Origin of the sequence: Pseudidiomarina aquimaris, assembly GCF_003987395.1 — a bacterium.
Taxonomy (GTDB): Bacteria; Pseudomonadota; Gammaproteobacteria; order Enterobacterales; family Alteromonadaceae; genus Pseudidiomarina; species Pseudidiomarina aquimaris.
On the sequence record NZ_PIPT01000003.1, the window covers coordinates 260,186 to 272,890 of the forward strand.

General features: G+C 51.3%; 13 protein-coding genes. 5 read left to right on the forward strand and 8 right to left on the reverse strand.

Annotated features, from left to right (window positions below):
* Positions 1 to 144 precede the first annotated feature (144 nt).
* Positions 145 to 858, reverse strand: coding sequence for an SDR family NAD(P)-dependent oxidoreductase (locus CWE21_RS05660; RefSeq protein ID WP_126833472.1), 714 nt, complete (start codon positions 856 to 858; stop codon positions 145 to 147).
* A complete protein-coding gene (locus tag CWE21_RS05665) occupies positions 855 to 1,265 on the reverse strand; it encodes a 2-amino-4-hydroxy-6-hydroxymethyldihydropteridine diphosphokinase (protein ID WP_126833473.1) in 411 nt (136 codons plus the stop codon). Before CWE21_RS05665 ends, CWE21_RS05660 begins: the two co-directional genes overlap by 4 nt.
* A gap of 129 nt (positions 1,266 to 1,394) precedes the next feature.
* Here CWE21_RS05665 and CWE21_RS05670 point away from each other — a divergent pair, with 129 nt between their 5' ends.
* The 4 genes from CWE21_RS05670 (at position 1,395) to asnB (ending at position 6,546) form a co-directional block, all read left to right on the forward strand.
* On the forward strand, positions 1,395 to 1,880 hold the full coding sequence (locus CWE21_RS05670; protein ID WP_126833474.1) for a hypothetical protein: 486 nt from the start codon (positions 1,395 to 1,397) through the stop codon (positions 1,878 to 1,880).
* Positions 1,877 to 3,316, forward strand: a complete 1,440-nt coding sequence (locus CWE21_RS05675; protein ID WP_126833475.1) for a sodium:solute symporter family protein — start codon at positions 1,877 to 1,879, stop codon at positions 3,314 to 3,316. The genes CWE21_RS05670 and CWE21_RS05675 overlap by 4 nt, the downstream gene beginning before the upstream one ends.
* Positions 3,317 to 3,441: 125 nt before the next feature.
* Complete coding sequence (locus tag CWE21_RS05680) at positions 3,442 to 4,506, forward strand: aspartate/ornithine carbamoyltransferase family protein (RefSeq protein WP_126833476.1); 1,065 nt, start codon at positions 3,442 to 3,444, stop codon at positions 4,504 to 4,506.
* Positions 4,507 to 4,530: 24 nt separating this feature from the next.
* On the forward strand, positions 4,531 to 6,546 hold the full coding sequence (gene asnB, locus CWE21_RS05685; protein ID WP_126833477.1) for an asparagine synthase (glutamine-hydrolyzing): 2,016 nt from the start codon (positions 4,531 to 4,533) through the stop codon (positions 6,544 to 6,546).
* Between the two features lie 36 nt (positions 6,547 to 6,582).
* Here the strand turns inward: asnB and CWE21_RS05690 are convergent, their stop codons facing one another.
* Positions 6,583 to 7,956, reverse strand: a complete 1,374-nt coding sequence (locus tag CWE21_RS05690; RefSeq protein ID WP_126833478.1) for an alkaline phosphatase — start codon at positions 7,954 to 7,956, stop codon at positions 6,583 to 6,585.
* Positions 7,957 to 8,153: 197 nt separating this feature from the next.
* Here CWE21_RS05690 and CWE21_RS05695 point away from each other — a divergent pair, with 197 nt between their 5' ends.
* Positions 8,154 to 8,606 carry an Hsp20 family protein gene (locus CWE21_RS05695; RefSeq protein ID WP_126833479.1) on the forward strand — a complete coding sequence of 151 codons (453 nt, stop codon included), beginning with the start codon at positions 8,154 to 8,156 and terminating at the stop codon, positions 8,604 to 8,606.
* 20 nt (positions 8,607 to 8,626) lie between these two features.
* Here the strand turns inward: CWE21_RS05695 and CWE21_RS05700 are convergent, their stop codons facing one another.
* The 5 genes from CWE21_RS05700 to CWE21_RS05720 all read right to left on the reverse strand — a co-directional run bounded on the left by CWE21_RS05700 (position 8,627) and on the right by CWE21_RS05720 (position 12,704).
* Entirely contained in the window at positions 8,627 to 9,451 is an 825-nt protein-coding gene (locus CWE21_RS05700) for a PDZ domain-containing protein (protein WP_126833480.1), read from the reverse strand.
* Positions 9,448 to 9,840, reverse strand: a complete 393-nt coding sequence (locus tag CWE21_RS05705; protein ID WP_126833481.1) for a hypothetical protein — start codon at positions 9,838 to 9,840, stop codon at positions 9,448 to 9,450. Before CWE21_RS05705 ends, CWE21_RS05700 begins: the two co-directional genes overlap by 4 nt.
* The gene (locus CWE21_RS05710) at positions 9,837 to 10,382 is read right to left on the reverse strand and encodes an RNA polymerase sigma factor (RefSeq protein ID WP_126833482.1); all 546 of its coding nucleotides are present in this window, start codon (positions 10,380 to 10,382) and stop codon (positions 9,837 to 9,839) included. The genes CWE21_RS05705 and CWE21_RS05710 overlap by 4 nt, the downstream gene beginning before the upstream one ends.
* 80 nt (positions 10,383 to 10,462) lie before the next feature.
* Entirely contained in the window at positions 10,463 to 12,241 is a 1,779-nt protein-coding gene (locus CWE21_RS05715; protein ID WP_126833483.1) for an ExeM/NucH family extracellular endonuclease, read from the reverse strand.
* On the reverse strand, positions 12,210 to 12,704 hold the full coding sequence (locus CWE21_RS05720) for a MarR family winged helix-turn-helix transcriptional regulator (protein ID WP_126833484.1): 495 nt from the start codon (positions 12,702 to 12,704) through the stop codon (positions 12,210 to 12,212). The genes CWE21_RS05715 and CWE21_RS05720 overlap by 32 nt, the downstream gene beginning before the upstream one ends.
* Between the last annotated feature and the right edge of the window lies 1 nt (position 12,705).

Here is a 12,705-nt window from a genome sequence, read left to right on the forward strand (position 1 = left end):
ACTTCTAAATGCCTGGCGTTTTTTATTGTCTGCTCGCTTGCTTGCTAATGAAATTAGCCACCGAGCTTGGTGGGCAGGGCGGGCGGCTTACGATAATCACGTGGAGGATTTTCGCGTAACTTGCGCAAGAATCGGCGACATGACTTAAATTAGCAGGGCGCGGCCGCCATCGACTTTAATGAATTCACCGGTGACAAACGGATTGTCCCGCAAAAAGCGCACGGCTTGCAGCATAGGTTGCAAGCCGCCTTCGACGTGCAGCGGGGTTTCGGCGAGTACTTTCTGACGATGCTCGCTATCGTGCTCGGGCAAAAATAAAATTGGACCCGGTTGGATACCGTTGACGCGAATCTTCGGCGCTAAAGCTTTGGCAAAGCTTTGGGTTAGGTTTGCAAGACCCGCTTTGGCAGCGCAATAAGCGATGTAGTCGGTTGAAGGGCTATCAGTATAGATATCGGTAATATTGATCACCACAGCCGAGCCCGTCTTTTCCAACTGCGGCTGTAAGCCTTTGATCAACAGGTAAGGGGCTTGAACATGAACTTCAAACACCGCTGCTAACGCGGCTGGGTCATCGTCGACCACTTCATTGGTGAAAAAGCATGAAGCATTGTTGACCAGCAAATCGAGGCGTTGTGTTTGCGTTTGTACCTTTTCTACCAAGGCCTGCACCGCAGCGCGAGAGGTGAGGTCGGCTTGCACGCCAATCGCCCCTTGTTCTTCAAGTTCGGCAACACCGTCGCGCGAGGAGTTGTAATGCGCAAAGACTAAATAACCTTCGGCGAGGAGAGATTTGGCGAGTTCAAAGCCAAAACGACGGCCTGCGCCGGTGATTAAAGCGACAGGTTGCTGGCTCATGCGATAAGCTCCTCATGGCTTAAGTTAGACTTTAATTCGTGTGCCATCTCGGCTAGATAACTTGGTACTTCTTGCCATGCTTGTCGTGCGCTTTCTGCGCTTAGCTCACCTAGAATGTCGATATCCATCGGGCGATCTTTTTCGCTACTGAGCGGGTCAGAACGGTCACGTCCGAGCTGCTCTTCAATACTGTTGAAACGCTCTTTCAACTGCTCGGCAGTCAGCTCACACTCAATGATAAACAAGGCGTTAAGAAAGTCGTGTTCGGTAACGATGGCGACCGGCTGGGTGTAGCGTGCCGACGAAAAGTGCACGCTGCCAAGCTGCGCAACACGCTGCTGCGCGCGTTCAAAATTTTTTTCGGGGGCGATGTTTGCGCCCATACTGCATAAATACCGGTGCGTCATAACCTAATTGCCTTGTGTTTGTGTGCGTTAGCATAACCTGATACGCGGCAACTCGAAAGACAGATCCCTCAAGTTGCAATGCTTTTCGCAGCTTGCTAGCCTAGAAACAAAGAGCTACAGGAAGGAAACGTGCCGAAACTCGACGGCTTTAGTATTCACATCGCTCTGTTGTTTCTGATCACGCTGCTGGCGCGACCTGCCGCTGCGCAGTCAACGCCTGATACAGAGCAAGCCCAAACGACCACCGAATATCAACTTTTCTTATCGACTGAGCGCAGCCGCGAAGGCTATTTTGTTGTGTCACTTGACCAACCGCCGCAGGCGCAGCTCACGCTGCAGCAAAGCTCCGATAAAAACTTCAACAAGATTGACGCAGAATTTGTCTGGTTCGGTGATTTTACGGATATGACCTTGACCGGATTCGGTGATGGTGACTACTTCTTCCGCCTTAAGCCTACAGCAGTTGCAACCAGCAACGTAGTGCAGTTGCAAGTGCAACACTACCCGAGCTGGCAAGCCTACGGTCTGTTTTTCACTGGCCTATTCTTGTTTTGCATACTTGTCGTCACACTTATTGGACTGCACATGCGCACGCGTCGACAGGAGGTTGCATGAGCGAAGCAAGCGGATTTGCACTATCAAGTTCATTAGGCCTGACTTTAGTGGTGCTATTCGGTATCGCTTGGATCGCCTTCGGATGGTATTTAGGCCGCGCCAATAAAACCCACGAAGATTTCGCTCTAGCAGGGCGCAACGTAGGTTTTGCGCTAGCGGCGGCGACCGCAATGGCGACCTGGGTAACAAGTAACACCACCTTAGTAGCACCGCAGCTAACCTATCAATTTGGTATATGGGGTATGGTGGGCTATTCCTTCGCCGCACTAGGCCTGATTCTCTTTGCGCCATTGGCTGCGCGTATCAAACGGCTGATGCCCAACGGCTATACCTCAGGTGACTTCATACGCTTACGTTATGGGCGAACTGCCTGGTGGGTATTTATCATTATTTCGGTAGTCTATGCGTTTGGTTGGTTGATTTCGTTAGGGATGGCGGGTGGTATTCTGCTCGAGGCCTTAAGTGGGCTTGATTACCATATTGGCATGAGCGCCATTTTGCTGATTTGCGTCGGCTATACATTATTCGGTGGTTTGCGCGCGGTCATCGCTACCGACTTTATACAAGCACTGATCATTATCGTTGGCGTGGTGCTGATTGCTTGGTTCCTTATCGACACTGTGAGTCTTGAGTCGATTCACCACGAAGTGCAAAGCAATCATCCGCAGTTACTCGATCTGCTGTTTCCTGCGGCCATCATGTTTCTTTTCAATAATATTTTCTTTGGCCTTGGCGAAATTTTTCACTCCAATGTGTGGTGGTCGCGAGCCCTTGCATTCAAAGGAAAGGTCGCATTTAAAGCGTACCTGTTAGGTGGCTTTCTATGGTTGCCAATTCCCATTGTCACCGGCTTTATCGCCTTGGCGGCACCGCAGCTAGGTATCTTCCCGCCTAGTGCCGATATGGTTGGCCCGATGGTCGCGGCTGAGGTATTGGGCAAAATCGGCGCAGTGGTCGTATTCATAGTGGTATTTTCGGCATTAGCATCTAGTCTTGATTCACTGCTCGCGGCAACTTCGGACTTAGTGACCCGTGATATTTACCACAAGTTATTAAATCCGCAGGCCAGCGATAAGCATTTATTGCGCTTTAATCGCTACAGTATTCTTGGTCTCGGTATTGTGACCTGGCTATTTTGTTTGCCACAAATTGCGACGCTAGGCGCGCTATTGAATTTTGCCGGAGCCTTTGTGGCAAGTACGATTTTCCCAGTGGTGCTGGGTCTGTATCAACGCAGATTGACCGGTACCTATGCTGCTGCAGCGATGGCGTTAGGTACACTGAGTGGCTTGATTGGCTACTTTGCGATTGGCTTTTATGTTGCGGCATTACTGTCGTGTATTGTCTCAGCAGCAATTTGCGGGCTTGGCTTACTAACCAGCCGAGCGCGCTTCGATTGGCAGCAGTTGAATGAAAAAGAGGAGCCTACCTCATGATCATGAGTCTTACTGCGTTTAGTACTCTGGTGTGGGTTTGCCTTGCACTGACTGCCTGCGCGCCACTTATTTTACTAGGGCTGTGGCTAAAAGATTTCCTTTCTAAACAATTATGGTAATCCACTATGAACGTGAATGACGTTTCGTTTGAACGCGAACGTCCAGATGTCTATGGGGATGCACATCCCAAGGCATTGTTAAGGGCGATACAAGAAGACGGTGACTTTTTGGTGAAGCTTGCCAATCAGCACATCGTGTCGGGCGATCAATTTGATCAGGACACGATGAAGCAGCTATTTCGTTTAGCTGCAAAGATTGAGAGTAATCCAAAGCGTTTTAGCTCGCCGTTGCAAAATAAGATTCTGATTAGTGCTTTTTATGAGCCGAGCACGCGCACGCGCCTGAGTTTCGAGAGCGCATGGCATCGCCTTGGCGGCGATATTATGTCGATCACCGATCGCTCAACCACTGGCATCGCTAAGGGCGAGTGCCTCGCCGATGTCGCTGAAATGTTTAATAATTATGGCGACTGCGTGGTGCTTCGTGATAACAACGAAAGTTCTTTGTTTGAGATGATGGATGCCTTGCGCATTCCTATTATCAACGCGGGTAATGGTGTTGATGAACATCCGACACAGGCGCTGTCCGACATGTACGCGATTTTCAAATGGCGTCCCACACTGCTCAATGCCGAAGAGAACGACAAGATAAAAATCGGCGTGATTGGTGTGCCTAACAAGATGCGCACGGTTCGGAGTTTTCTCAAATGTTTATCAGTTTTCCCGCATGCGGTGGATGAACTGGTGATTATTCATGATGAGGCGAGTACCGGCGAGCTCTTTGGGCAAGGTCAGCGTGAAGAACTAGAAAGTCGCGGTATCAAAATCCGCACGGTAACTGAGTTAGATCCGGTGTTACCTGAATTAGATGTGGTGTATATCAACGCTATTTCGTGGGAGGGCGATACTTTTAATACCTACGGCAGCGCCTTCCATCTGACTGCCGACTCTCCTCTAAAAGAGGATGCAATTATCTTGCACCCGCTGGCGCGGGGCGACGAGCTTGCGACAGATCTCGACCATACTTCACACAATTGGTATTTCAGCCAAGCGCGTGGGGCGGTATTTCTGCGTATGGCATTGTTAACTTGTATGGTCGAGCGCGCTGAACGCGTGATTGATGTGGTGTAATTAGAAAGCGAGGATTAAGCAAACATGTGTGGTATTGCAGGAATTTTTAATCAGCGTGCAGAGCAAACGCCCGACGCGCAAACGCTTGTAAATATGGCCGCAATTATGCACCACCGCGGTCCCGATGGATTTGGCTATCAGATCATGGACGCCACGGGTGTCGGTTTCAGCCATGCCCGCTTATCGATCATTGACTTGAATGAAGAACGTGCCCGCCAGCCTTTTGTTTCGGCAGATGGCAATTTGTTGTTGGCGCACAATGGCGAGTTTTACGATTTTAAACGAATTCGTGCTGATTTGACGGCGCAGGGTGCGCGCTTTCGCACCAAGAGTGATTCAGAAATCGTCATGCACTTGTTTCAACGTGAAGGTTTGGAAGAAACGCTGAAGCATTTGCGCGGTGAATTCGCTTTTGGCTTGTATGACAGAGAAGACGACAGCATGTACTTGGTACGTGACCGTTTTGGTATCAAGCCACTGTATTACACGGAAACCAACGAGGGCGTGGTGTTTGGCTCCGAGCTAAAAGTGCTGTTCGCACACCCTGCGGTGAAACGGGAATTTTCCTCAGAGGGGCTTTATCACCAACTGATCCAGGTGATGGTGCCCGGTTCGACGGCTTTCGAAGGCATTCGCCAGGTGGCGCCTGGGCATGTCGTTAAAGTAAAACGTCGCAATGGCAAGCTGGAGCTTGAAGAGCAGAAATATTGGGATGTTAACTTCCCACAAGAAAACGAGTATCCAGGTGATGATGTAGATGAACAGCCGTACATCGATGGCGTGCGTAAACACCTTTTAGAGGCCGTTCAGCATCGTCTAACCGCAGACGTTCCAGTTGGTTGTTATCTCTCCGGAGGTATCGACTCGTGCGCCATTCTCGGGCTTTCGGCTGCAGCGACACAAACTTCAGTGAAAGCCTTCACCATTGGCTTTGACTCCGATGAATATGATGAGACACCGATTGCGCAAGAAATGGCAGAAGCAACCGGTGCTGATCATCATATTATGCGCCTCAATGCTGACGACTTGTATGACCATTTTGTCAAAACCATTTGGCACACTGAGCGCACCATCTATAACACGCTGGGTGTGGCGAAATACCTGATGAGTCAGCAGGTCAACGAGGTCAATTACAAAGTGGTATTGACCGGCGAAGGCTCAGACGAATTGTTTGCTGGGTATCCGGCATTTCGCAAAGACATGTTCTTACACGGGCTAGACCACTTGCCTGATAGTGAGCGCGCCGCGTGGCAGGAACTACTCGAGAAAAATAACAAGCTGTTTAAGGGCGCCATGCTCGCCCGCGAAGAGTTTGTTAGCCCTGCATTTAACGCAAAAATGGGCTTCACGCCGAGTTGCGTACAACCTTGGTTGTCGTGTGCCAATGTGGCATTGCCACTCATTGCTGAACATCGTCGGGGTGAAGTCGAAGACTATGATCCAGGCAAAGCAATTGCCGATACGCTCGACGCAACCATGTTGAAAGGGCGGCATCCGCTCGACAGAGCCCAATATGTGTGGATTAAAACCATGCTCGAAGGGCAAATTTTGACCTGGGGTGGCGACCGTGTGGATATGGCCAACTCGATGGAAGCGCGTCCGGCGTTTCTTGACCATCACTTGGCCGAATATGCCTTCACCGTGCCACCGCATTTGCGCATCAAAGGTAATAAAGAGAAGTACGTGCTACGTGAAGCGATGAAAGGTTTATTACCAGAAACGCTCTACAAACGTGAGAAGTTTGCCTTTATGGCGCCGCCGGCCCATACCGATCCGAAAAAGTGGCAAGCGGTACTGAAGCTAGCCGAGCAGTTTTTGTCGCGTGAAGCGGTTGAAGAGGCCGGTCTGTTGGATTTTGCTGAAGTCGAACGTACGTTTGCCAAGCACGAATCAGATGCGGTGAGTATTGACGAGAAAGTGCAGCTCGATGCAGTGATTAACCATATGCTTGGGGTGCAGATTTTGCATCATCATTTCGTCAAAACAGATGTGCCGGAGATGGCAGCACAGCGTGCCAAAGAGTTGGGCTGGCACGCTTAACGATAGTTGTTTATCTAGGTCTACTGCAGATCGTGCTTAGCGCACGATTTGCAGCAAGACCTTAGCAATGTCGGTGTTGTCTTTGTAGCCACGCAATTGCTCAGCATACGGACCTGATGCCATAATCGGCACATCGACCGCGGTATGGCCGCTGGTGGTCCAACCGGTTCGCGTTAGCTCACTAATTAGCTTCACCAAAGCTTGCTGAATGCGCTTTTCATGATCCCGACGATCTTCACTACCACTCATCTCTAAGCCCAAGAACTGTTGCCATTGCGCTTCACTAAGTGGCAAGTTTAAGCGTGGCTCAAGGTAGTCACGCCACTGGTCACGCGACCGCTCGAGCAGTCCTCCAACCAGAACTTCTAGGGAATTTTCGATTGCCATCACGCGCTCAGAGTACCACGCGTATTCGCCACCTTGGCCAAGCGTTAAGCCACCGGTAGAGTGATCAGCGGTCACCACAATCAGAGTATTTGGATGCTCTGCCTGAAAGTCTTTAGCCACTTGCAGAGCGGCGGCAAAGTCGGCGACTTCATGCACGGCGCAGGCGATATCGTTGGCGTGGCCACACCAATCAATTTTCGAGCCTTCGATCATCAGGGCGAAAGGTTGCTGCGTTTGCGCTTGTTGCGCGCTTAGTAGGCGTAATGCGTTTTCAGTTAACTGCGCGAGGCGTGGCTGATCGTCGATAGCATAGGGCAGAGCTACGGGCGCGAAAAGTCCGAGCACAGGTAGCTGCTGTGTGTTTTCTAAGGTTTGGTAATCATTAACGATGGTCATGCCGTCAGCCTGCAGCTCTGGCAGCCAGTTTTTATCGTCACGCTTGAAGTAGCTCATGCCACCGCCAAGTAATACGTCGAAGCTCCATAGCTCGTTGTCAGCGCCAAATTTGGTGCTGGCAAAAGAGTCGGCTATTTCGTTGTACATGCGACGCGATGGATGATGAGTGAAAAACGACGCTGGCGTGGCATGGGTGACCTGCGATGTTGATACCGCACCGGTTAACCAGCCGTGTTCACGGGCTTTTTCCATCAAGGTTTGTTGTGGATGCTGATCGGCATCAACGCCAATAGCGCCGTTGTAGCTTTTAACTCCGGTCGCCAATGCGGTTGCGCTTGCGGCCGAATCAGTGACCCAGGTGTCATCGTCTGGGTAGGTCGTCGCGGCACCGACGAGCATGTCATCGAATGGCGTTTCAATCGGTTCTTGGCCGAGCGTGCTATGGGCATAGCGATACGCTGAAATGAACTCAAAACCAGTGCCGTCGCCGATCAAATAGATGATGTTAGGTGCGCGATCGCTAGTGACCTTGGCAATTTCTTCGGGGGCGCTAGTTTCGGTAGGTGTTTGGCTGCACGCAGCGAGTGCCAAACTTAAGACACTGAGGACAAAAGTACGACGAAACATTGAGGGACTCCATATTGAAAACGAAACGCCCGCATAGTAGCACAGCCATCGTGACAAGAGTATGAAGCTGCGGTAAACCCTAATTTTTTTCAGGTAAAGCCTTGAAATAGGTGTAGCCGCTCCCATTTTATAGGTGTACGCGATGTCTCTGAGAGAGTCGCGACATTAACTAAACATTGCTTCTTAGGAGAATGATTATGGCTACTATCGATTTATCACCACTTTACCGCAGCAGTATTGGTTTCGACCGTATGGCCCGCTTGCTTGATTCAGCAATGCGCGCAGACGGCAACGCAGCTGGCGGCTACCCCCCGTACAATATTGAAGTCATTGGCGAGAACCGTTATGCAATCACCCTCGCGGTGGCAGGTTTCGCGGATGACGAACTGAGCATTGAAGTTGAAAACGGTATTTTGAAGATTCAAGGGCGGAAAGAGGAAGACACCCAAGAACGTCAGTATCTGCACAAAGGGATTGGCTTCCGTAGCTTCGAGCGCAAATTCAATTTGGCTGACCATGTGGAAGTCAAAGGCGCCAAAATGGAAAACGGCCTGTTAACGATTGGTTTAGAGAAAATCATTCCTGAAGCCAACAAACCACGCAAAATTGAAATTGGCAAGTCGCTAAACTTGCTCGAAGACGGCGCATAAAAGCGCAGCGTGAGGGCGACCTAGTCGCCCTCACACTCTTGTTTGATCTCCCGCCACACAACTGGTTCCCAGTATTCTTCTTTGAAAGTACTGAGGCGTTTCTCACGGACAAACTTCGCCGCTAAGTAATAGGTGGTGTCGGCTTTGATATCTAATTCAATCGCTTTAGCTTGTTGAATTCCCTTCTTACGACGCACCCACGGATCTGAAATAAGTTCGTGCAGTTCGATCACGTGTGTTCCCGGTGAAAGCTTAATAATTGAACGTCGCGGTGGCGGGTTTTCGCCGTCAATTTCGGCAAAGTAGGCAGGATACAGATCCCGCGCTTGTGGCGGCGTGGCGAAAACGCTTATCCGTCCACAAGCGTTGCTGTCCGCAATGTTAACCTGCTCATTACCGATATCGACTTCGAGACGCCAGCCAGGAATAACGGTTGCCACGACAGTACCGGCAAGGGTTTGCGTTTGTTCACCACGAGCGACGATTGCAGTAATTTCACTGCCATGCTCGAGGCCTTCAAGGTAAGCGATGATCTCTGCGAGGGCTTGGCTGGAGAACTTAAGTTCGTCAACCTGCAGGAGTCGATCACCGGTACGCACCCCCATCGCTGCAGCGACCGAGCCTATGCGGACTGACATAATCTCGCCACTTGGATGAATCACCGCACCCCAGTCAAAGTAACTGCGTGCCGGCTCTTCCATACTTACCGTGGTCTCTTTTCCTGCAGCTTTTGCAGCGGCAATTGCTGCCGCACGGGCATTCTCGCGTGCTTCGTTTTCTTGTGCAGGCACAGCGACACTCACGAGAGCAAGGGTTAAACTGAGCGTTGTCAGAACAAATCTCATGATGAAGTCTCCTGGCCGGTTAATGCGGCGCGACGTTGCCATAATGCTTCGATTTCGGCGGCATCAGCGCCATCTAAATAGGCTCGCTGTAATTGCCGATCCAATGCATCCAAGCTGTAATTTCCCGCTAACAGCATCGGACTGGGCGTTGTTTCAGGTTGTAGGGTCGCCTGCGGTTGCAACACCATCAGCCACGCTACTGCAGCTGCGATACCCACCGGAGCTAGCCATAAGGGCCAACGTTTCTTTGCTGCGCCATGGGCGGGGCCCAGCCGCTCGGCAAGCTCATTCCAAGCTACTGCTTGGTCAGGCTTGGCGATCGCTCGTAAGCGCTGCTCAAGTACTTGCTCAGTAGGGCTTAATTTATTTTTGGTCGGGTGCTGCTTCATACCTGACTCCTCTCTCTTAACTTCTTTAGCGCACGGTGGTAACGCTGCCGAATCACCACGGCGGTGGTGTCAAACATATCGGCTAATTCGTCGTGTTGATAGCCTTCAACCAAGTACAACCAGATGAGCTGGTACTCATGGTCATCCAACTGGGCCAATAGCTGTTCAATATTATCTAATTGTGTCAGCCAATCGCTTTGGCTCAACCAGTCTTGCGCGTCGAGCTCGGCGTGTGTTTCGGTTTCGTTAGCGGTGTGTTGCGGTCGACGAAAATGAGATAACGCTGTATTGACCGCAAGCTGTTTTAACCAACCACCTAAGGCATTTGGTTCCCGTAACTGTTGCAGCTTCTGGAACGCTTGTATGAACACATCTTGGGTTAGATCGCGGGCTAGCTCTTGCTCCCGACACATCCCGACGAGTAGACGTTGCACCGCTGGCTGATAGGTCTCGAAGAGCACGCGTTGGCTATCACGACGGCCTTGTTTGGCTCCGTCAATGACATCCTTTGCTAATTGTTGTCCGAATCCGTGCCCGTGCATAACGTTCCTGTTGCAACTTGTTCACTACTAAGATGCAACAGGAGGTGTGGGTGTGACAAGGTCTTGTTGATTTTGTCAGATTAAAACTGCAAGTCCACGATGACAGGGTCATGATCGGAAGAGCGATAGGCATTCGGCGCGTACCAATTGGGCTGTTGTTGGTAACTCTCGTAGCCTAGGGCGGTGGGCTCATCGGCATTAATCAGCCAATGTTGTTGCATGAGTACACGGCCATGCAGCGCATCAGATACGAGGATGTGGTCAAGACTGCCGGCCTGCGCATCGTAAACATAGGAATAGCCTTGCGGCTCGAAATGCTCAATACGGTTATGGTAGCCGGCCGCAGCGAGCAATTGCAGAGGATCTTCTTTGGCGTAGGCATTAAAGTCACCTAACAACACCTGCGCGGGTGTTTGCGCAAGGCTTGGCTCGCTCTTCATATACTCCACTAAGAGGCGTGCCGACTCCGTACGCACGGGGTTCCAACACGCTTGGCCATCGCCTTGGTTGGCATTGGGGTTGCCAGCATCACGTGGACAAGAGCCTTTGGATTTAAAGTGGTTTACGGCGACGACAAAACTCTCGGCGCTGTGTGGCGTTTGAAAGCGTTGAATAATCGGGTAACGACTGCGATTGCTAAACGGTCCCTCGGTCACGGTAAGCGCTGGCCCTACTGGTGTCAGGCGGTCGGCACGGTAAATAAGTCCGTTGGTAATCGAAGCTCCACCAAAGGTGCCGTCGGCTGCTTGCACAAAGCGCCAATTGTGGTTGGTGGTGGTGCGCAAGCGATTCACGAGGCGCACAATTGCACTGGCATCATCGTAGCCGTCGTTTTCAAGCTCCATCAAACCGACCACATCTGCATCTAGAGCGACTAGGGCAGTAACGATTTTTGCTTCTTGGCGGAGAAAGTCTGCACGTGATTCAGCGCCGCGGTCGGTGGGGAATTCTTGACTCGGTCCGTTGCCATTGAAGTAATTTAAGACGTTAAAAGTGGCAATACGCACGGTGCGCTCGTCGCTGCTACGGTCAGGCGCTGCCGGTCGCGGATTACGCTGGTTAAAGGCCAATGCTGTCGTTGGCTGTAAGCGGTAACGACCGTTGTATTCACTTAAAATACCAGTCATGGGCTGCACGGTGTCACCACTGCGCAAAGTATTGTTAGCGCTAAGCTGCGGTGCTGGGTAGGGCACTTGGGAGGGTTGCGGAGCTTTATTGTCATCAATGGCGAGGCGCTGAAGCTCGTAACTTGCCGCAAGTTGTTGCGCTTCGACCCCAGGTGCGACGACCTGCGTCGGAGTATAAAGTCGCTCAGGCGCAACATCAAAACTACCGTGGCGAGCCAATAGATAAGTACCGTTTACCACTAACTCTTGTGGCAAATGCACGCGCTGGCCTTCGAGTGCTTCAAAGTCGGCAATGCTTGCCACGGGGAGTTGTAGCTCTTTGGCAGGGGGTAACTCACTGTTGCCGCATTCGACGACTCTCGCTACGACGTCAAGCTGGGTGAGTTGTTGTTCTTCACTAACGACACCTGCGACCGCGACGCGCGTACCCACGGCAACAGCAGGTGACCAGCGTACGAAGATACCGGCACTGTCATCTTGTAAGAAAAAGCCACCGAGTTCGTTCTCTGCTTGCCAACTGGCGGTTACGACGCCGGAGATGCTGACCACTTCGCCAAGTAACGGCGATGCCATACCATCACCCTGTACTGCGGCGATACTGTGCTGTGCAGTATCACAAGCGCTCGCAATCGTTTGTGCGCTGTTGCCAGAGTTGCTGCAGGCGGCAAGGCTTAGGCCAACTAAGCCGGCGAAGATGAGTTTAGGCGTCGTTTTTAAAATGCTGTTGCGCATAGGTTCCTACTTCAAGTACATCGGCTGCATCGAGCCGTTCAGCGTCCATCATTGCGGCAATTCGCTGCATCGATGATAACAATTGTGATTGTTCCCAGTCGGCGAGTGCTTGGAACTTGCGAATAAAATCTTCTTGTAATGGCTTAGGTGCCGCGGCTAAGCGTTCAGCACCTCGCGGAGTCAACGAGAGCACCACACGACGTCGATCTTGAGTGCTGCGCTCACGGTGAATTAGCTCACGATGTTCAAGGCGGTCAATGACATTACTTACCGTGGCCGGACTCAAGGTGATGTTCTGTGCCACGGCACTTGCGGTGATACCATCTGGCGCCGCTGCAACCTCACGCAGAATAAGTAATTGCGGCGCCGTGAGGCCCGTGAGTTTATTGAGCTGCTTGGAGTACAGATCGGTAGCACGGATAACTTTACGCAGTGCTAATAACAGTTCTTCGTATTTTTCCATA